Raw genomic sequence first — 19,200 nt, 5'->3', positions numbered from 1 at the left:
TCCGATCCCACGGTCATTGTCTGCTCCTGCTCCACACCGTCATGGTGGCCGCTCACGGCCGAGAACGCCAACCAACCGGTGTCCTTCGCCGGACGACGCTCAGCCCACCGCGTAGGAGAAGCCCGCGGTCACCCAGTTCCCCGACAGCCGGAGCGTCAGGCCGACGTCCCAGCGGCCGGGCGCCGGGACGCTGATCAGCACGTCGCGCACTGCTCCGGTCGAGGTCGCCACGGGATACTCCATGGGCCCGATCCCGTGGGCGGGGTTGACGAGCCGGACGCGGGCGGCGTCGATCGGCACTGCGCTGCCGTCGCGGGACGTCGCCTCGACGGTGAGCCCCTCGAACCCCGGCGTGGTGGGCCGCACCGTGATGTGGAGGCGAACGGCTGCGGGGCCGGCACCTGCGGCCACCGTCGTCGACATGCTCGGCACGTACGTCTCGCGCCCGGGCGCGGTCGACACGAGCGCGGCGGTGAGCCCCAGCACCACGACGGCACCCGACGTCTCAGCAGCGACCAGCCTGCGCAGCGTCCGGACGGTGTCCGGGCGCACGACCCGGGCGACGAGCCGACGGCTGAAGGCGGCCACGGCGATGACCAAAAGCAGGACGGCGACCTTGCCGAGGACCAGTCGGCCATACGTCGTGCCCACGAGCGCCGCCCAGCTGCCGACCCCGACGAGAGCCGAGATGGCACCGCTCAGGACGAGGACCCCCACGGCGCCGGCAGCGACCCTCGACCAGCGACGTAGCAAGGTGGCGGGCACGTCGTGGCCCTCCCCCTGCGGACGCAGCACGGCCACGACCAGCAGGGCCAGGCCGCCGATCCAGGTGCTGACCGCGGTCAGGTGCACGACGTCGACGAGGGAGGTGAGCAGGGGCGACGTCGTGTGCCCGGGGTGACCGCCGACGGCCTGGGTGACCGCGACGAGGAGCCACAGGCCGACCACGTCGAACCGGGACGGCAGCTGCCCGGAGCGGTCCCGGCGGCGCCACCACAGCGCGGCAAGGACGAGGACCGTGAGGCGCACGGCGGTGAGCCGCCCTGCGGTGGTGCCGACCGCAGGCGCCGCCGCGGGGCTGAAGAGGTCCGACGCCGACCCGCCGGCGCCGTAGATTCCGCCGACGAGGAGCAGGAGCAGGTTGCCGAGCAGCGTCCCGGCGAGGGCCGAGCCGAGCACTCGACGGGCTCGCCAGGAGTCCCGTCCCGCCTGCCACAGCCAGACGATGAAGAAGGCGGCACCGGCCAGCACGACGAGCCCCGAGAGTGCGAGCAGCTCACCCAGCCAGTGCAGCCCGCCGACGACCCCATCCGTCGACGGGCTCTGCGCCACGGCGGCTCTCGGGGCCACTCCGATGCCGAAGGAGTAGCTCCCGGAGACCGGATGGCCGTCGTCGGACTCGACCCGCCAGACGACCCGGTAGGTCCCGGACGGCAGCCGTGGTCGGAGCGTGACGACCACCCGGGTGGCGTCGGAGCCGGGGTGGTGCGGGTCGGCCGAGTCGACCTGGCTGCCCCGGTCGTCGAGGACCACGATGGAGCGCGGCACGACGGAGACCGCCTCGCTGAACTGGAGCGTGACGAGGGCGGGCGGCGCGGTCAGCGTGGCGCCATCAGCCGGGTCGGCGCTCTGCAGCTCGGCGTGGGCTGCCGCCGGGCCCGCGCCGCTGAGCAGGTGGAGGAGCACGAGGAGGAGCACGGCAGCACCGGACCACGGCAGCCGACTCGGGCCTCCGCGCCGAGTGCTCACCGGTGCAGGAAGACGTCGATCCCCAGGGCCAGGAAGAGGCAGCTGAGGTAGGTGATGGAGGCGTGGAAGACGCGCAACGGACGGGCGCGGCCGCCCGCGCGGACCGCCACGGAGAGCAGGTGCACCTCCCACCCGAAGTAGGCGCCGAGGGCGACGGCGGACACGGCATACAGGGGCCCCGTGGGCGCGACGGGAACGAGCAGCAGCGAGGTGGCAACCATGGCGGCCGTGTACCACCGGACCCGGGCCACCACGACGGCCGGCGCCACGACGACCGGGAGCATGGGCACCTCTGCTGTGGCGTAGTCCTCGCGGAACCGCATGGCGAGCGCCCAGAAGTGCGGCGGCGTCCAGAAGAAGACGATGAGGAACATGACCGCCGCCGACCACGATACGGATCCCGTGACGGCCGCCCAGCCGATGAGCGTCGGCAGGCATCCCGCGGCGCCGCCCCACACGATGTTCGACGGGGTCCGGCGCTTGAGCACCATCGTGTAGCCGACCACGTAGACGAGGATCGCCGTCGCCGTGAGCGCGGTGGCGAGCGGCGTCGTCGTCACCGCCAGGAGGGCCAGGGAGCCGACCCCGAGGGCCGTGGCCAGGGTCGCGGCCCCGCTCGGCGAGACCTCCGTCCGCGGCAGCGGCCGGCGCGATGTGCGGCGCATCTTCTCGTCGATGTCACGGTCGATGAGGCAGTTGAAGGCGTTGGCGCAGCCGGCCGCCGCACTGCCGCCGACGAGGGTCGCCACCACGGTGCCCGTGGGCGGCCAGCCCCGGGCGGCGAGCAGCATCGCGGGCAGCGTCGTGACGAGCAGCAGCTCGACGATGCGCGGCTTGGTGAGCGCGACATAGGCCGCGACCCGGGTGCGCAGGACGAGGACCCGGGTGGTCGGGAGCGCCTCGGCTGTCATGCCCGCGGCACGGTCGTGGCGAGCGAGGTGGCAGCGGCAATGATCACCGTCGCGAGCACCAGCCAGGTCCACCAGTAGCCGACCATCGTGACGTGCCAGGCGGTCTCGGCGAAGCGCCCCAGCCGGGCCCGGTTGACGATGGCCACTCCGAGGAAGAGGGTCAGGAGGAGGTGGACGACGTGGTAGCCGGCGAGCGCCATCCAGGCGGACTGGTACGCGCCGTCCCGTGGCGTGAACCCGGCTCCGACCATCTGACCGACCTGCAGGCCCAGGTCGAGGACCACCAGGGCGGAGGCCAGCCCGGCACCGAGCACGATGCGCGCCTTGTCGGTCCCGCCTCGCTCGGCCCAGCGGTAGGCGAGCCAGCTGGCGGCGACCACGAGCACCACCAGCCAGGTATAGGTCGCGGAGACCGGGTGGGCGCCCTTCTGCGTCAGCCATTGGCCGTTGGTGTTGAGCCCCCGCAGGTACAGGTAGGTGAAGACGAGGGAGAAGGTGAAGAAGGCGTCCCCGACGATGAGCAGGATGACGCCGAGCTTGTTCATCCGCCGGGCGGCCTCGGGGTCGAGGTGGCCCGCGACGAGCGCGGGGGTGGGCGACGTCATGGCGCACCGACTTCCACCCGTTGGGGCGGCGCGTCCGGCCCCTGCGGCGGTGGCGCCCCGGGCCCTCCCGGCGTGCCAGGAGCCGGAGCTCCTGCGGCCGCGCGGTGGCCGTCCTCGCCGTAGCCGTAGAAGTCCTGCGTGACGACGGGGAGCACCTCGAAGTTCTCGAGCGGGACCGGCGTCGGCGTCTGCCACTCCAGCGTGCGGGCACCCCATGGGCTGGCGCTCGCGACCGATCCGGCCCGCCACGAGTAGATGATCGCGCCGAGGAACGTCAGCATCCCGAGCATGATCGTGTAGGCGCCGATGGACGAGATGAGGTTGCCCACGCGGAAGTACGTGCCCGGGTCGGCGACCCGACGCGGCTGCCCGGCCAGCCCGACCGCGAACATCCCCATGAAGGTGACGTTGAAGCCGACCTGGGCGACCCAGAAACCGATTGCGCCCGCCTTCTCGTGGAGCATGCGGCCGGTCATCTTGGGGAACCAGTAGGCGAGCGCCCCCATGGCACCGGTGAGGCCCGCCCCCATCAGCGTGTAGTGGAAGTGGGCGGTGACGAACATCGACCCGTGCATCGCCTGGTCGACCGGGATGTCGGAGAGGTAGATGCCGGTGATGCCGCCGATCGTGAAGTTCCACAGCAGCGCATAGACCGCCATGACCGGCAGCCGCATCCAGACCCGGCCGCGCCACAACGTGCCGAGCAGCACGAGGAAGAGCAGGCCGGTCGGGATGGAGATCAGCTCCGTCGTCACCATGAAGGGACCGCCCAGCACGGGGGCCCACCCAGCGACATACATGTGGTGCGCCCAGACAAACAGGCTGAGGCCGGCGATCCCCATGATGCCGAGGATCGCGCTAGTGAAGCTGAAGAGCGGCTTGCGGGTGAAGACCGGCGTGATCTCCATCAGGGCGACGATGGCCGGGAGCAGGATGACGTAGACCTCGGGGTGGCCCATGAGCCAGAAGAGGTTCGCGTAGAGCCAGCCGCTGCCGCCGATCGACGGGTCGTAGAACCCGGCGCCCATCCCCCGGTCCATCCCGAGCTCGATCATCGCGACCTCGAACATCGGGAAGGCGACGAGTCCCAGGGCGACGCTCGCGACGGTGCCGAAGACGAAGATCGGCGTCCGGGACCACGTCATCCCGCGTGCCCGCATCCGCACCGCGGTGGTCGTGATGTTCATGCCGGCGACCCCCGTCGAGATCGCGAAGGTGACGATCGTGACGAGGAACGCGTCCATGCCGCGGTTCGCCTGGTCGGACAGCGGCGCGTAGGCCGACCATCCGGTCGAGATGCCCCCGAGGAAGAGCGACGAGATGAGCACCGGCACCGCGGCGAAGAGCAGCCAGAAGCTGAGCGCGTTGAGCCGCGGGAACGCCATGTCCCGGGCGCCGATCATGATGGGCAGGATGAAGTTGCCGAACGGTCCGCTCACCATGATGATCGTCGCGATGATCATCGTGATCCCGTGGATCCCGACCAGGGAGTTGTAGGTCGCCGGGTCGACGAAGCGCGATCCGGGGGTGATCAGGTTGGTGCGGATGAGCATGGCCAGGGTGCCGCCAAAGCCGAAGAGCACCATCGTCGTGACGAGGTACTGCATCCCGACGACCTTGTGGTCCGTCGTGAACCGGAAGTACCGCGCGACGCCCGCGTCCTTGCCGGCCAGGTAGTGCTCGTCCTCGACGGTGAGGTCCCGGCCGAGCAGCCACCGGGCCGGGCCGACGAAGGCGCCGACGCCGATGAGGAAGCCGATCACCCATGCCACCAACGTGAGGATGGTGACGGCGTCGTCCTTGTGGTCCCCCTCATCGAGGACAGGGAAGGTCGAGCTCGTCACCCACCACGTCGCCGTGGCGAGGAGCACGCCCATGACGATGCCGGTGACGACGTTGAGGTGCCGCATGATGCCGCCCGCGGTCACGGGAGCAACCGGCGGTGACGGAGCAGCAGTGACGGAAGTCGTCACGATGACCTCCTGAGGACAAGCTGGGTCGGGATCATGAGTGGGCCTCCGCCGGGCTCTGCGCCCAGGCCTCGTAGTCCGCCACGCTGACGACGTGGACCGTCGTCTGCATGTACGAGTGGTAGAGCCCGCACAGCTCGGCGCACCTGAGCTGGAAGGTGCCGATCTGGGTCGGCCGCACGGTCGCGACCGTCGTCTCGCCGGGGTTGGCGTCGACCTTGATGCCCAGCTGCACGAGCCAGAAGGAGTGGATGACGTCCTTCGAGGTCACCCGGAAGGCCACGGTCTGCCCGACGGGAAGGTAGAGCTCGGTGGCACTCTTGTTGCCCTCGTCGGGATAGGTGAAGCTCCACGCCCACTGCTGCCCGGTGACGTCCACGAGGATCGGCTCCTGCGCCGGGTTCGCCTCGGACGTCCGCGGCGCGATGACGACGAGCCCCCAGACGAGCAGGAAGAGGCACAGGACCGCCGAGCCGAGGACCCAGATCGTGAAGACGCGTCGGTTGTCCCGGCGCCCGGAGCCGTCCTCGGGCGGCGGCTGCGGGCCGCGGTGGCGCCAGCGGAACACCGAGTAGAGCAGGATCGCCCACACGAGCGCGGCGACCGGAGCGGACAGCCCGGTGAACCACGTCACCGTCGTCTCGATCTCCTGCATCGTCGGGGAGGCCGGCCGGCCCATCAGCCGCGCCGGGACCGGCGCGAAGAGGAGCAGCAGGACGGTGAGGACGGCCCAGATGACGAGGATCGGCAGCACCGGCGGCCGGCGCCACGTCGTCCGGGTGTCGAGGCGTTGGCCCTCGTGGCGCCCGGTGCTCATGACGTCACCGTCACGGTGCCGGACATGTATCCCCGGGTGGACATCGGGCCGCCGAACTTGGCGTACGTCCCGTCACCGCAGGGGAACTCGCAGTTGAAGACGTACTCGCCGGGCCCCTTGGTCAGGAACGAGAACGTGACGACATGGGGCTCGGGATAGCCGTTGGCCAGGTTCTTCGCCCCGTCCGGTATGGCCGGCAGCGGGGCGTTGACGAAGAGCTCGTCCTGCCCGTCCTGCGCCAGCCCGTGCAGCGTGAAGGTGTGTCCGATGGCCGTCGGGTCGACCTCCGAGACGACCTTGCCGTCGACCGTCTCGGTGCCATCGACGGTGCCGAGCACCTTGGCGAAGTAGTGGTTCGTGATCTCCTCACCCGAGTCGTACTGCTGGATCGTCAGCGTCACGAGGCTGTGCGCCGGCAGCACGAGATGGGTCCCCGGCCCGTAGCTGACCCAGTCCGGATGGGGGCCGCCATCCTTGCCGTGCGGGCCGGCCATGCTGTCCGGCCAGGTCTGCAGCTCCAGGAAGGCATGCGGGACGGTGCCCTGCGGCGTCTGGGCGGTCCCCTTGACCACCGCCGTCACCGTCGACGGATCACTCTGCGCACGGGACACCGCCACCCCGGTCAGACCCAGCGCAATGCCACCGGCCAGCACGGTGGCCCCAATCCCCACGAGACTCTTCATCGAGCCCCCACCCCTTCTCCCTGAGGAGAAACACGCAATGTGATACGCCTCACGTTGACACCGGCTCGGGAAGTTCACAAGAAGTTGCCAGAGATGGACGCGAAACTGGCAGGAAACTCCTAGGTTGCACTCAGGTTGCTCACGGGGTGTTCAGGTTTAGCCTGCACACCATGGAGGTGTGGCGGGAGGTCCTCTCCACCTGGGCGCCGAGGCCCGCGCCGATCCTGCTCGCTGCCCTCGCCCTGGGCGTCTACGGGATGGCCGTGCGCCGCATTCGTCGGACCCGGCCGTCCGGTTGGCCGGCCCGCCGAATGGTGGCCCATGCCGCCGGAGTCCTGAGTGGCCTGTTCGTCGTCGTCGGGCCGCCGGGTGCCCTCGACGACACGCTGTTCAGCGCGCACATGGTGCAGCACCTCGTGCTGACGATGGTCACCGCTCCCCTGCTCGTCCTCGGCGCTCCCGTCCTCCTGCTGCTCGAGGTGAGCTCCCCTCGGGTCCGCCGGACCTGGATCGTCCCTGTGCTGCGCAGCCGCCTGGCGACCTGGCTGACCATTCCTTGGGTGGGCTGGGTGCTCTTCGCCGGCACGATCGTGGCGACCCACTTCTCGCCCTTCTACGACTACGCCATTCGTCACCCGTTCGTGCACGACTACGTCGAGCACCCGTTGTACCTGGGCGTGGCGCTCGTCTTCTACTACCCGCTGGTGGGCTCGAACCCGGTCCCCCATGGCCCGTCGCCGCTCGCCCGGGTGCTGTCCCTGTTCCTCATGGCCGGCCCGATGAGCATGACCGGCTTCTTCATCTACACGGCACGAGCGGTGCTGTACCCCTCCTACCTGGCCGTCGACGGGCCCTTCGGGTCCGATGCCCTGGGCGACCAGCAGCTGGCGGGGGCCATCATGTGGTGCCTCGGCATGGTCGTCCAGGTCGGCTGGGTGGCCCTCGCCGTCCCCGTGTGGCTGCGCGCCGAGGAGCGCAAGGCGCGCCGCCTCGACGAGACGCTCGTCCCGACTGGCCCGGCAGGTGCCCAGTGACGCCGCAGCAGCCCCCGGCTGGACGGTCCCACGGGACCCTCCGGCTCACGACGGCCACCGTCGCAGGGGTCGCCGTCTGCCTCGCCGCCGCCGGCGTCGAGCTCGGTCGGGCGCTGGGCGGCAACCCGCTCAGCTGGGTCTACACGTTCGAGTGGCCGCTCATCGCCGGGTATGTCGTCTACATCTGGCACAAGCTCCGGTCGGAGGCGCGGCAGGGGGCGCAGGCCACCGCGGCCGCGCCGACGCCCGATGGCAGCGCCACCGTCCCGGCGATCGAGGCGGACCCACAGCTCGCCGCCTGGCAGGACTACATCTCGCGGCTGCACGCGGCAGATCCGCCCGGGGGGCCGCCGCCCGCGCGACAACCGCGCTCGTCGGGGCAGCCGTGACCCCGGCCGCCGTCACGAGGTCCGGGCAATGAGCGACCTGCCACGGCCGAACCGCGCCCAGGGCCGGCTCATCGCGATCGCCGTCCTGCTGTATGGCGTGGGCTACCCGACCGCGCTCGCCGGCGGGTGGATGGGCGGCTGGGTCCTCGTCTCGCTCGGTGGCGTCGCGCTCATGGCGCTCGGCGTCGTGACGGTCCGCCGAATCGGGCGCTCGGACGCGCGGACACCACTGCCGCGGGACCTCTCGGAATGAGCCTCGTGCTCGATGCCGTGAGCCAGGGGGCCGGCCGGCGGCGGCCGGTCACACGTTGAAGCGGAACTCGACCACGTCGCCGTCCTGCATGACGTAGTCCTTGCCCTCCATGCGGACCTTGCCGGCCGCCTTGGCCGCCGCCATGGAGCCAGCCTCCATGAGGTCCTCGAACGAGACGATCTCGGCCTTGATGAAGCCGCGCTGGAAGTCCGTGTGGATCACCCCGGCTGCCTGCGGCGCCGTCCAGCCCTGCTTGATCGTCCACGCCCGCGCCTCCTTGGGGCCGGCCGTGAGATAGGTCTGCAGCCCGAGGGTGTGAAATCCCTTGCGGGCCAGCTGGTTCAGCCCCGACTCCTCCGCCCCGAAGCCCTGCAGCATCTCGAGCGCCTCGTCCGGCTCCATGTCCATCAGGTCCATCTCGAGCTTCGCGTTGAGGAACACGGCGTCAGCCGGCGCGACCGACTCGGCCAGCTGCTTCTTCAGCGCGTCGTCGGTCAGCTGGTCCTCGTCGAGGTTGAACACGTAGATGAACGGCTTCGTCGTGAGCAGCCCCAGCCCCGTCGCGGCCTCCATGTCGACCCCGGCAGCCGGCCCAGCGGCATACAGCGTCCGGCCCTCCTCGAGGACGCGCTGCGCGGCGAGGGCCGTGTCGAGGACCCCCTTGTCGGTCTTCCGGCCCTTGACCTCCTTCTCGAGGCGCGGGACGGCCTTCTCGAGCGTCTGCAGGTCGGCGAGCACGAGCTCGGTCTCGATCGTCTCGATGTCGCCGGCGGGGTCGACCTTGCCGTCGACGTGGACGACGTCGTCGTCCTGGAACGCGCGCACCACCTGGCAGATGGCGTCCGACTCACGGATGTTCGCGAGGAACTTGTTGCCGAGCCCCTCTCCCTCGCTCGCGCCGCGGACGAGCCCGGCGATGTCGACGAAGCTCACCGTCGCCGGCACGATCCGTTCGGAGCCGAAGACCTTGGCGAGCCGGTCGAGCCGTTCGTCCGGCAGGGGGACGACGCCGATGTTCGGCTCGATCGTCGCGAACGGGTAGTTCGCGGCGAGGACCTGGTTCTTGGTCAGCGCGTTGAAGAGCGTTGACTTGCCGACGTTCGGCAGTCCGACGATTCCGATGGTGAGTGCCACGGGGTCAAGAGTCTAGTGGCCGTTCGGTGGCCTCCCGACCATGCCGTATGCCGCTCAGCCTGCTCGCGTCGGCAGGCGCGGTCAGCCGGTCGGTTGGGTCCGCACGCTGCAGAGCTGGCGCGACTGGGCGACGAGGTGGCCGGCCGAGTCCCAGATCCGGGCGTCCTCCTCCATGAGCTCGCCGGTCAAGGTGTCGCTCGAGATGACGACGCGCAGCCAGCCCGGCTCCGGCCGGCGACGGACGTGTCCGGTGAACTCGAGAGTCGGCGCCCATCCGTAGATGCCGAGGTCGAACGCCACCGGAGGGAACGCGTCGAGGGCCCACAGCAGCATCGTCGAGTCCGGTTCGCGGCCGTCCTTGAGGCGCAGCCAGCCCTGCATCACCCCGCGCATCGACGGGCGGCCCATGGCCCAGCCGGCGGTGTCGGGGTCGAGGCGCAGGTCGACCCGGTCGAGGAAGGCGCTGTGGTTGAGGAAGTCCGGCGGGGCCAGGTCGGAGCTCAGGCACTGGTCGGGCGGCGGCAGGTCGGGCGGGTCGGACTGCCGGGTGGTGTCGACGGTGTCGAGGTTGCCGAACGACGCGAGGGCTCTCATCCGCTCGACCGGAGCCCCGTCGGGCCCCTCCTGCACGACGCTCACCTGGCCGGTGGACAGGCGGCGCCCGCACCGGAGGGTCTGCGTCTCGACCCGGCAGGCTCCGCCGAGCGAGGCGGTCATGAAGTAGGCGGAGATGACGACGGGGTCGACGTGCCGGTTCGCCTCGGCCGGGTCGGCCTCGAGGTGCCGGCCGAGCGCGGTCAGGCCCAGGGCCATGACCACTCCCCCGTTGATCGCGTTGCCGATCGCCCAGTCGTCGTGGAAGGCACCGCTCCAGGTGCCGTCACCCTCGTCGCGCAGCTGCATGGCCGTGTCGAACTCGTGCACGGGTCCATCTCTAGCAGAGAGTGTCGGTGCGGGCTGACAGGGTGTGGGCATGGACGTGGTGACGCTTCTGGCCGGGCTCCTCGTGGGTGTCGTCCTCGGTGCCGCGCTGGCGTGGTCGTGGGCGCGCGCCGGCCTGCTCGCGCGGGCGGCGAGCGCCGAGTCGGAGCGGGATGTCCTCAGGGCACGGGTCGTCCACCTCGAGTCGGCGCGCGAGGACGACGCGGCCACGCGGCTGCTCCTCGCCCCGCTCCGCGAGACGATCGGCCGGGTGGAGCGCCAGGTGGGCGCGCTGGAGCGGGACCGGGTGCACCAGTTCGGTGAGCTGGCCGAGCGGCTGACCGCCGTCGGCCGCTCCACCGACTCCCTGCGCTCCGAGACCGCCACCCTGGCCAGCGCGCTCAACGCGTCGACCACCCGAGGGGCCTGGGGCGAGCTCCAGCTGCGCCGGGTCCTCGAGCTGTCCGGCCTGCTCCCGCAGTGCGACTTCGACGAGCAGGTGACGCGGGTGAGCCGGCACGGTGCGACGGTGCGCCCCGACGCCGTCATCCACCTGCCGGGCGACCGGCACGTCGTCGTCGACAGCAAGGCGCCGATGTCGCACTTCCTGCAGTCGCAGGGCGAGGGGGTCGGCGAGACGGAGCGCGGTGAGCTGCTGGCGGCGCACGCCACGGCGCTGCGGCGGCACGTGGAGTCGCTGGCCGGCAAGGCGTACTGGACCGCGTTCGCCCGGTCGCCGGAGATCGTCATCTGTTTCGTGCCGGGCGAGGCGGTGCTCGGGGCCGCGCTCGCGGACGACCCGGGGCTCTACGAGCACGCGCTCTCGCGCAAGGTCGTCCTCGCCTCGCCGGGCACGCTCTTCGCGGTGCTCCGGACCATCGGGGCGATCTGGCAGCAGGACGCGCTGGAGCAGAACGCCCTCGAGCTGCTCCGGCTGGGCCAGGAGCTGCACGCCCGGCTGGTGACGCTCGGCGGCCATGTCGCGGGGATGGGGCAGAGCCTGGCGAGGTCGGTCGAGCAGTACAACCGCTTCGTCGGCACCCTCGAGTCCCGCGTGCTCGTGACGGCCCGGCGCATGCACGAGCTCGACCTCGTCTCCGAGGACGCGCCGCTGCTCGAGCCGCTCGCGGCGGGGCCCCGGTCGCTCAGCGCGCCGGAGCTGATCCCCGTCTCGAGCGACCGTCGCGACGACGACTTCCTCGCCGAGGAACGCCGTGGCCACGGCCCGGGTGCCAGCGGCGGCCGGGACACCAGTGAAGCGGTCTAGCCCCCGACCGACAGCACAACATCGCCGGTCGAGAGCACAACCCCGACGAGAGGACACTCTCGAGCGACGCGGGTCAGTGCAGCGAGCCGGCGTCCTCGAACGCACCGTCGTGACGGACCTTGTCGGGCTTCTGCCCGGACAGCTGCTTCATGTCGCGGCGCAGCTCCTTCGGCAGGGCGAAGAGGAGTGACTCCTCGGCGGAGACCACGGTCTCGACGGCGCCATAGCCGCGGTCGGCGAGCCACTTCAGGACGTCGCGCACGAGGATCTCCGGCACGCTGGCGCCTGAGGTGACGCCCACGGTCGTCACGCCCTCGAGCCAGGCATCGTCGATCTCCTCGGCGTAGTCGACGAGATGACCCGATCGGGCGCCGTGCTCGAGGGCCACCTCGACGAGACGGACCGAGTTGGACGAGTTGCGCGAGCCGACGACGAGCATCAGGTCGGTGTCCTTGGCCATCTGCTTGACGGCCGACTGCCGGTTCTGGGTGGCGTAGCAGATGTCGTCGGATGGGGGGCTCTGCAGGGCCGGGAACCGTTCCTTGAGCCGCCGGACCGTCTCCATCGTCTCGTCGACCGACAGGGTGGTCTGCGAGAGCCAGACGACCTTCTCCGGATCGCGGACCTCGACCTGGTCGACGTCGTCCGGGCCACCGACGAGCTGGATGTGCTCGGGTGCTTCACCGGAGGTACCGATGACCTCCTCGTGTCCCTCGTGGCCGATGAGCAGGATGTCGAAGTCGTCGTCCGCATAGCGAACGGCCTCGCGGTGCACCTTGGTGACGAGCGGGCAGGTGGCATCGATCGTCTTCAGCGAGCGCGCGCGGGCCTCCTCGTGCACGATCGGTGCGACGCCGTGGGCGGAGAAGATGACCGTCGCGCCCTCCGGCACCTCGTCGGTCTCGTCAACGAAGATCGCACCACGCTTCTCGAGGGTCGTCACGACATGCTTGTTGTGCACGATCTGCTTGCGGACATAGACGGGCGGCCCGTACAGCTCGAGCGCCTTCTCGACCGTCACGACGGCCCGGTCGACGCCGGCGCAATAGCCCCGCGGGGCAGCGAGCAGGACCTTCTTCTCGGGCTCAGGCATGCGTCCATCGTACGTGGGGCCTGTGGATGACCCGATGTCCGACGGCCGGCTGTCCGCCGCTCCACCTATCGTTGCTCGCGTGAGCATGACGAGCCCGCTGCCCCAGAGGGCGGCCGACACCACGCCGGAGCAGCCCTGGCCGGTTCGCGTGCTGAGCCTGAAGATCTCCGACTACGTCGACCGGATGAGCCAGCTGTGGGTCGAGGGACAGGTCGTGCAGCTCAACGCACGGGGGGCGACCGCCTTCCTGACGCTGCGCGACCCGGACGTCGACATGTCCCTGTCGGTCTCCGTGCCGATGAACGCCGTCAACGCGATGCCGATCCCCCTCGCCCAGGGCGCCCGGGTGGTGCTGCAGGCGAAGCCCACCTTCTGGACGAAGCGCGGCACCCTCCAGCTCGAGGCTCGCCAGATCCGCCCGGTCGGCATCGGTGATCTGCTCGCCCGCGTCGAGATCCTCAAGCGCACCCTCGCCGCCGAGGGCCTCTTCGACCCGGCTCGGAAGCGCCCCGTCCCCTTCCTGCCCGGTCGGGTCGGCCTGATCACGGGCCGCAACTCGGCCGCCGAGCGCGACGTCGTGGAGAACGCGCGCCGCCGCTGGCCGGCCGTGCGGTTCGAGATCCGAGAGGTGGCCGTCCAGGGGGCGAGCTGCGTGAGCGAGGTCGTGGCGGCACTGCGCGAGCTCGACGCCGACCAGAGCGTCGACGTCATCGTCATCGCGCGGGGTGGCGGCGCCCTCGAGGAGCTGCTCCCCTTCTCCAACGAGGCGATGGTCCGGGCGGTCGCGCAGGCCCGCACCCCGGTCATCAGCGCCATCGGCCACGAGGTCGACCAGCCCCTGCTCGACCTCGTCGCCGACTGGCGAGCCTCGACGCCGACCGACGCCGGCAAGCGGCTCGTCCCCGATGCCGCCCAGGAGGTGGCGGCCGTTGCGACCGCTCGGCAGCGGATGCGCCAGGCGCTCGCCCGCCGGGTCGAGTCCGAGCGCCGGTCCCTGCGGGCGCTGACGAGCCGTCCCGTCATGGCCGACCCGGTCGCGCTCGTGCGGTTGCGGCGCACGGAGGTCGCCGCGCTCCGGCAACGCGCCGACACTCGCATCGAGGCCCGCCTGCACCGGGCAGCCGACCAGGTCGAGCACCTGCGGCGCCAGGTCACCGCCCTCTCGCCACAGTCGACCCTCGAGCGCGGCTACGCGGTCGTGCAGCACCGCGACGGCCGGATCGTCATGGACCGGACCGATATCGGCATCGGCGAGCTGCTCCGGGTGCGGGTCGCCCGAGGCGACTTCGGTGTCCGCCCGGTCGCGGCGGGCACCGAGGCGGACGGCGACGGCGACCCCGCGGCAGACGACCGCGCCTCGTCCGCGAGTGCGAGCGACTCCTCCCCTGCCCGCAACCGACGCAAGCGGCCGGCCCCGGCCGCGGAATAGGGTGACCGAATGCCCGACGCCTCCACCTTCCCCGACATCGCCGACCTCCGCTACGAGGACGCCCGCGAGGAGCTGATCGCCATCGTGGCCAAGCTCGAGGCAGGGCAGGCACCTCTCGAGGACTCCATGCAGCTGTGGCGCCGGGGCGAGGCACTCGCAGCACACTGCCAGCGGTGGCTCGACGGCGCCCAGGCCGAGATCGAGCGGGCCACGCGTCCGGCTCCCACCGGTGGTCCCGCCGCGGCGGCCGGGAGCGGCGCGGCTGCTGGTGAGCCCGAGCTGCACGCCGACGACGCGGTCTTCGACGACGAGCAGTCCTGAGCGGTCAGGTGGCGGGCTTGACCCGCTCGAGGGCAGCGAGGAAGGTCTTCAGCTCCTCCTCGGACCCCGTTGTGGTGGCCGCGATGGTCAGGTCGTCCTTGGCCGACCCCTTCAGCACGTAGGAGAACTCCTGACGGGTCTGCACCACGTAGCGCTCCCAGGTGCGTGAGCCGATCTGGACCTGACCCGACCTCGTCCCGTCGTTGGCCGATCGCGAGATCCAGCCGGACGTGACGTTGGTTGCCTCCTTGAGCGCGATGTCCGCGCCGCTGGGGGTGGACCACACGGTCGTGAAGGTCCGCACCCTGTCGGTCAGCGGCGAGTCGGTCGCCACGGTCGGCACCCAGTCCTTCCCGAGTCCCGTGGGCAGCTCGACCGGCCAGCCCGTCAGCTGGGCGACGTAGGCGCCCTTGCCGGCGGCATCGACAGCGGGGCGCTCGACGTGGTTGATGCGCGGCACGATGGCGATGAGTCCTGCGACGATCACCCCGAGGACGAGCATCGAGCGCACCATGTTGGGCAGGGAACCCATGGAGTAGGCGCTGCGCCGGGGCTGGGGAGAACTCACCCGGACATCCTCCCCGACGCCGTCGGGCAGACCAAAACGGGGCCACGGGCACCGATAGAGTTGCTGCGACACGCCGCGCCGACGAAGGACTCGATGATGAGAGCCAGCACCCCTGACCGCAACCTCGCACTGGAGCTGGTGCGAGTCACCGAGGCCGCCGCCATGGCGGGTGGCCGCTGGGTCGGCCGAGGTGAGAAGAACAAGGCCGACGGCGCGGCCGTCGAGGCGATGCGAGCCATGATCTCGACGGTCAGCATGAACGGCATCGTCGTCATCGGCGAGGGCGAGAAGGACAACGCGCCGATGCTCTACAACGGCGAGCACGTCGGCGACGGCACCGGCCTCGAGTACGACGTGGCGGTCGACCCCATCGACGGGACGACCCTGACGGCCAAGGGGATGCCCAACGCCGTCTCGGTCATGGCGGTCGCCGGACGCGGCGCGATGTACGACCCCTCGGCCGTCTTCTACATGGACAAGCTCGCGACCGGGCCGGAGGCGGCCGACGTCGTCGACATCCGGCTCCCGGTCGCCGAGAACATCCGACGTGTCGCCAAGGCCAAGCACGAGACTCCGGCCGACGTGACGGTCGTCCTGCTCGACCGGCCGCGCCACGAGCGCCTCGCCGAAGAGGTCCGCGAGACGGGCGCGCGGATCCGCTACATCACCGACGGTGACGTCGCGGGCGCCGTCATGGCAGCTCGCCCCAACACCGGCGTCGACCTGCTCCTCGGCGTCGGTGGTACGCCGGAGGGGATCATCGCGGCGTGCGCGATCAAGTGCGTCGGCGGCGTCATCCAGGGCAAGCTCTGGCCCAAGGACGACGACGAGCGGCAGAAGGCCCTCGATGCCGGGCACGACCTCGACCGCGTCCTGTCCACCGACGACCTCGTCCGGGGCGACTGCTTCTTCGTCGCGACAGGCATCACGGACGGCGAGCTGCTCCGCGGTGTGCGCTACGGCAGCAACTCGGCCCGCACCCACTCCCTCGTCATGCGGTCGCGCAGCGGCACGATCCGCACCATCGAGAGCGAGCACAACTTCAGCCGGCCGGGGTGGTTCGGCAGCACCGAGATGATCGAACCCTGACGTGCGCACCCTCGTCGTCGGTGAGGCGCTCGTCGACCGGGTGACGAGCGCCGACGGCTCGGTCGTGGAGCACGTCGGCGGCAGCCCGGCCAACGTCGCCTTCGGCCTCGGTGCCCTCGGCCACGACGTCGAGCTCGCCACCTGGATCGGCGCGGACGCGCGCGGCGACCGCATCGAGACGGTATGCCGCTCACACGGCATCGCGCTCAGCCCCGGTTCGCGCGGGGCGCGGTCGACCCCGGTCGCGCACGCACACCTCGACGAGCTGCGCTCGGCGACCTACACCTTCGACCTCGAGTGGGCCCCGGACGACTTCCCGAGCCCCGCGTCCTTCGGGCACGTCCACGTCGGCAGCATCGGCGCCGTGCTCGAGCCCGGGGCGACACAGGTACGGCGGTTCCTCGAGCAGGCGGCCGAGCTGGCCACCGTCTCGTACGACCCCAATCTCCGGCCCGCCCTCATGAGCCTGGAGGAGGCCCGGGCGGCGGTGACGGGCATCCTGCCGTTCGTCGACGTCATCAAGGCGAGCGACGAGGACCTCGCCTGGCTCTCGCCGGGCCGCCCCCTGGACGAGCTCACCGCCGAGTGGGCTGCGCTCGGACCGGCGCTGGTGGTCGTGACGCGCGGGGGCGACGGCGCCCTCGTGCGGGTCACGGGTTCGGGCGAGCAGGAGACCCTGCCGGCCGCCGCCACGCGGCTCGTCGACACGGTGGGAGCGGGCGACTCCTTCATGGCGGGGCTCCTCTCCGGGCTGCTCGATGCGGACCTGCTGGGCTCCGTCGAGGCCCGGGGACGCCTTTGCAAGGCGTCCCTTCGCGAGGTCGCGCCCGCCGTCGAGCGGGCGCTCGCCACGGCCGCCCGCACCGTCGCCGTGGCGGGCGCGTATGCGCCGTCCCGCGCCGAGCTCGGCTGAGCATCCAGCCGGTTCACAGGGTCGACAACGACCCCCACGGGAGGCAACAATCCCGTGGGGCCGCCGGGTCAGCGGGGCCAGGCCCCTGTCCATGTGGCCGCGAACAGGTGGAGGAGACGGGTGAGCGACCAGCCCGAGGCGCCTCGTCGGAAGATCGGACCCTACGAGCGCAGCCTGTTGGAGTCACGCGCCGCCATTCGGGAGGCCGAGCGCAGGGCGGCCCGGCAGCGGCTGCGGCGGCTCAGGGCAGCTGCGGCGCTCACAGTCGTCCTCCTCGTCGCGACGACGGTCGGGACCGTCGTCTGGTGGCTGGGGCGGCCCGACGCCGGCACCCCTGCCGCGAGCCCGGCGGCGCAGCAGCGCTGCCAGACGTCCGCACCGGTCCGGATCTGGGCACCGCCGTCGGCGCGACCGGCGCTCCAGGCTGCCGTCAAGGCCTACGGGGAACAGTCTGGCGCCACCTGTGCCGACTTCACCGTGGAGGCGCACCCGTCGGCTGACGTTGCCGAGAGGCTGAGCGGCGGCGAGGGCGAGCGCCCCGATGCCTGGGTGACCGACTCGGCGGTCTGGGCGGACAAGGTGACCTCGGCCAAGAAGGTCGCCCTCGAGCCGGCGCAGCCGTTCGCGACGAGCCCGCTCGTCCTCGCGGTATCGCGCCAGTCCGCGTCGACCGTCCCGGCCGGAACCAACTGGAAAGCTCTCCTCGCCTCGGGCCAACCGGTCCGGCTCAGCGACCCACGCACCACCACGGCGGGGATGCTCGCCCTGGCCTCCGCCCTGCCCGTCCTCGGCAGCGACGCCCGCGCGGCGCTGCCCCACCTTGCCAAGGGCGTGGCGCCCTCGACCGAGGACCTCTTCGCCACCGACAAGGGGTCCAGCACGGCAGCGATCTTCCCCGCGGCCGAGGTCGATGTCATCGCGCACAACCTGGCCGCCACGACGCGTCCGTTCGCCGCCGTCGTGCCGGGCGAGCGGACGGCGTCGTTCGAGTACTCCCTCGTGAGCGTTGCGACCGAGCCGGCGAAGGTGGCTGCCATCCGGGACCTGCGCACCTTCCTGTCGAGTGGCGCCGCCGTGCAGGCCCTCGCCGGCAGTGGGCTGCGACCGACCGTCGACACCAGGGCCGTCCCGGCCGGCCCGGGGGCCGTGACGGCCACCTTCACCGCTGCCGCGCCGACGCTGCAGGCGGTCACCACCGCGGGCAACGCCTGGCAGGCGGCGACGCTCGACTTCCGCCTGCTCGCCGTCATCGACGTGTCGGGCTCGATGAAGGAACGCGCCGGGGCCTCGACGCGCATCGGCATCACCCAGCAGGCGGCGCAGCTCGCGCTCGGTTCCCTGCCCAGGTCGAGCGAGCTGGGGCTGTGGGCGTTCTCGATCGGCATCGGACCGGCCGGTGCCGACTACAAGCAGCTCGCCCCGATCGGGCCCCTCAGCGACGAACAACACCTCGCGAGGGTCTCGCAGGCCACGGCGTCCCTGTCCAGACGGGTCGGGGGCGGCACGGGCCTCTACGACACGATCTGGGCGGCCTACCAGGAGGTGCTCGACGGCTGGAAGCCCGGACAGGTCAACGCGGTGGTCATCCTCACCGACGGCCGCAACGACGACCCATGCGGGCTCAGCCTGGCGCAGTTGACGGCGCGCCTCGCCAAGGCCGACCCGAAGCGCCCGGTCGCGATCACGACGATCGGGATCGGCTCGGACGTCGATGCGAAGGCCCTGACGCAGATCTCCACGACGATGCACTCGGCGTACTACCCCGCCCCGCGGCCCGAGGACATGCAGCAGGTTCTCGCCACGGCACTGCTGGACCACGACTGCACGGACGGCGTCTGCGCCTGACGCCAAGGCGCGAGGACCCGAGCGACGAAGGAGCGAGGCCCGGAGCCGCGAGGAGACCGGGGAAAGGGATCGAGTGAGGCCCGGAGCGCCGCTTCGGCGTCAGGCGCCATCGAATGCGCCTGACGCCAAGGCGCGAGGACCCGAGCGACGACCTGGTCCACGACCGGGTGAGCAAGGCGGTATGTCGCTCAGCTCGCGAGCTGAGCGAC

Annotated in this window: 19 protein-coding genes; 9 read left to right on the top strand and 10 right to left on the bottom strand. The window is 71.4% G+C overall.

Annotated features, from left to right (window positions below; genetic code table 11):
- Nucleotides 1-99: 99 nt before the first annotated feature.
- From N864_RS01570 to N864_RS01545, 6 genes are read right to left on the bottom strand one after another with little or no spacing between them, the layout of a single operon-like run.
- Entirely contained in the window at nucleotides 100-1,749 is a 1,650-nt protein-coding gene (locus tag N864_RS01570) for a copper resistance CopC/CopD family protein (RefSeq protein WP_162164486.1), read from the bottom strand.
- Nucleotides 1,746-2,660: a heme o synthase gene (locus N864_RS01565; RefSeq protein ID WP_034712623.1), complete on the bottom strand. Its 915-nt coding sequence runs from the start codon at nucleotides 2,658-2,660 to the stop codon at nucleotides 1,746-1,748. Before N864_RS01565 ends, N864_RS01570 begins: the two co-directional genes overlap by 4 nt.
- A complete protein-coding gene (locus N864_RS01560; protein WP_034712621.1) occupies nucleotides 2,657-3,265 on the bottom strand; it encodes a cytochrome c oxidase subunit 3 in 609 nt (202 codons plus the stop codon). The genes N864_RS01565 and N864_RS01560 overlap by 4 nt, the downstream gene beginning before the upstream one ends.
- A complete protein-coding gene (locus N864_RS01555; protein WP_205620836.1) occupies nucleotides 3,262-5,238 on the bottom strand; it encodes a cytochrome c oxidase subunit I in 1,977 nt (658 codons plus the stop codon). The genes N864_RS01560 and N864_RS01555 overlap by 4 nt, the downstream gene beginning before the upstream one ends.
- A gap of 31 nt (nucleotides 5,239-5,269) precedes the next feature.
- Nucleotides 5,270-6,052 carry a cytochrome c oxidase subunit II gene (coxB, locus tag N864_RS01550; RefSeq protein ID WP_051518049.1) on the bottom strand — a complete coding sequence of 261 codons (783 nt, stop codon included), beginning with the start codon at nucleotides 6,050-6,052 and terminating at the stop codon, nucleotides 5,270-5,272.
- On the bottom strand, nucleotides 6,049-6,735 hold the full coding sequence (locus N864_RS01545) for a hypothetical protein (RefSeq protein WP_034712619.1): 687 nt from the start codon (nucleotides 6,733-6,735) through the stop codon (nucleotides 6,049-6,051). Before N864_RS01545 ends, coxB begins: the two co-directional genes overlap by 4 nt.
- A 170-nt stretch (nucleotides 6,736-6,905) precedes the next feature.
- Here N864_RS01545 and N864_RS01540 point away from each other — a divergent pair, with 170 nt between their 5' ends.
- The 3 genes from N864_RS01540 to N864_RS01530 are packed head-to-tail and all read left to right on the top strand — an operon-like array spanning nucleotide 6,906 to nucleotide 8,411.
- Nucleotides 6,906-7,769, top strand: coding sequence for a cytochrome c oxidase assembly protein (locus tag N864_RS01540; protein ID WP_034712617.1), 864 nt, complete (start codon nucleotides 6,906-6,908; stop codon nucleotides 7,767-7,769).
- Nucleotides 7,766-8,158 carry a hypothetical protein gene (locus N864_RS01535; protein WP_034712615.1) on the top strand — a complete coding sequence of 131 codons (393 nt, stop codon included), beginning with the start codon at nucleotides 7,766-7,768 and terminating at the stop codon, nucleotides 8,156-8,158. Before N864_RS01540 ends, N864_RS01535 begins: the two co-directional genes overlap by 4 nt.
- Nucleotides 8,159-8,186: 28 nt before the next feature.
- A complete protein-coding gene (locus N864_RS01530; RefSeq protein ID WP_034712613.1) occupies nucleotides 8,187-8,411 on the top strand; it encodes a hypothetical protein in 225 nt (74 codons plus the stop codon).
- Nucleotides 8,412-8,459: 48 nt separating this feature from the next.
- On the opposite strand, the gene ychF is transcribed toward N864_RS01530, so the two are convergent.
- Both ychF and N864_RS01520 read right to left on the bottom strand, forming a co-directional pair.
- Nucleotides 8,460-9,545 carry a redox-regulated ATPase YchF gene (gene ychF, locus N864_RS01525; RefSeq protein WP_034712611.1) on the bottom strand — a complete coding sequence of 362 codons (1,086 nt, stop codon included), beginning with the start codon at nucleotides 9,543-9,545 and terminating at the stop codon, nucleotides 8,460-8,462.
- A gap of 81 nt (nucleotides 9,546-9,626) precedes the next feature.
- On the bottom strand, nucleotides 9,627-10,469 hold the full coding sequence (locus N864_RS01520; protein WP_240474163.1) for a thioesterase family protein: 843 nt from the start codon (nucleotides 10,467-10,469) through the stop codon (nucleotides 9,627-9,629).
- Between the two features lie 49 nt (nucleotides 10,470-10,518).
- On the opposite strand from N864_RS01520, the gene N864_RS01515 reads away from it, so the two are divergent.
- Complete coding sequence (locus tag N864_RS01515) at nucleotides 10,519-11,733, top strand: DNA recombination protein RmuC (RefSeq protein WP_051518047.1); 1,215 nt, start codon at nucleotides 10,519-10,521, stop codon at nucleotides 11,731-11,733.
- A gap of 73 nt (nucleotides 11,734-11,806) precedes the next feature.
- Here N864_RS01515 and N864_RS01510 read toward each other — a convergent pair whose 3' ends face one another.
- The gene (locus N864_RS01510; RefSeq protein WP_034712609.1) at nucleotides 11,807-12,826 is read right to left on the bottom strand and encodes a 4-hydroxy-3-methylbut-2-enyl diphosphate reductase; all 1,020 of its coding nucleotides are present in this window, start codon (nucleotides 12,824-12,826) and stop codon (nucleotides 11,807-11,809) included.
- Between the two features lie 85 nt (nucleotides 12,827-12,911).
- Between N864_RS01510 and xseA the strand changes: the two genes are divergently transcribed.
- A complete protein-coding gene (gene xseA / locus N864_RS01505; protein WP_051518056.1) occupies nucleotides 12,912-14,255 on the top strand; it encodes an exodeoxyribonuclease VII large subunit in 1,344 nt (447 codons plus the stop codon).
- A gap of 9 nt (nucleotides 14,256-14,264) precedes the next feature.
- A complete protein-coding gene (locus tag N864_RS01500) occupies nucleotides 14,265-14,576 on the top strand; it encodes an exodeoxyribonuclease VII small subunit (protein ID WP_034712607.1) in 312 nt (103 codons plus the stop codon).
- A 4-nt stretch (nucleotides 14,577-14,580) separates the two neighbouring features.
- Here the strand turns inward: N864_RS01500 and N864_RS01495 are convergent, their stop codons facing one another.
- The gene (locus N864_RS01495) at nucleotides 14,581-15,144 is read right to left on the bottom strand and encodes a DUF4245 domain-containing protein (RefSeq protein ID WP_034712604.1); all 564 of its coding nucleotides are present in this window, start codon (nucleotides 15,142-15,144) and stop codon (nucleotides 14,581-14,583) included.
- Nucleotides 15,145-15,240: 96 nt separating this feature from the next.
- Here N864_RS01495 and glpX point away from each other — a divergent pair, with 96 nt between their 5' ends.
- The 3 genes from glpX to N864_RS01480 all read left to right on the top strand — a co-directional run bounded on the left by glpX (nucleotide 15,241) and on the right by N864_RS01480 (nucleotide 18,991).
- A complete protein-coding gene (gene glpX, locus N864_RS01490; RefSeq protein WP_034712601.1) occupies nucleotides 15,241-16,233 on the top strand; it encodes a class II fructose-bisphosphatase in 993 nt (330 codons plus the stop codon).
- A 1-nt stretch (nucleotide 16,234) separates the two neighbouring features.
- Nucleotides 16,235-17,146 (top strand): PfkB family carbohydrate kinase, encoded by a 912-nt coding sequence (locus N864_RS01485; RefSeq protein ID WP_034712599.1) that lies wholly within the window; start codon nucleotides 16,235-16,237, stop codon nucleotides 17,144-17,146.
- A 120-nt stretch (nucleotides 17,147-17,266) separates the two neighbouring features.
- On the top strand, nucleotides 17,267-18,991 hold the full coding sequence (locus tag N864_RS01480) for a substrate-binding and VWA domain-containing protein (protein ID WP_034712596.1): 1,725 nt from the start codon (nucleotides 17,267-17,269) through the stop codon (nucleotides 18,989-18,991).
- The last annotated feature ends 209 nt before the right edge of the window (nucleotides 18,992-19,200 follow it).

This window comes from Intrasporangium chromatireducens Q5-1 (assembly GCF_000576575.1).
In the GTDB taxonomy this organism is placed as follows: domain Bacteria; phylum Actinomycetota; class Actinomycetes; order Actinomycetales; family Dermatophilaceae; genus Intrasporangium_A; species Intrasporangium_A chromatireducens.
The sequence above is the reverse complement of the archived record's forward strand: the minus strand, read 5'-3'. Positions and strand labels throughout refer to the sequence as shown.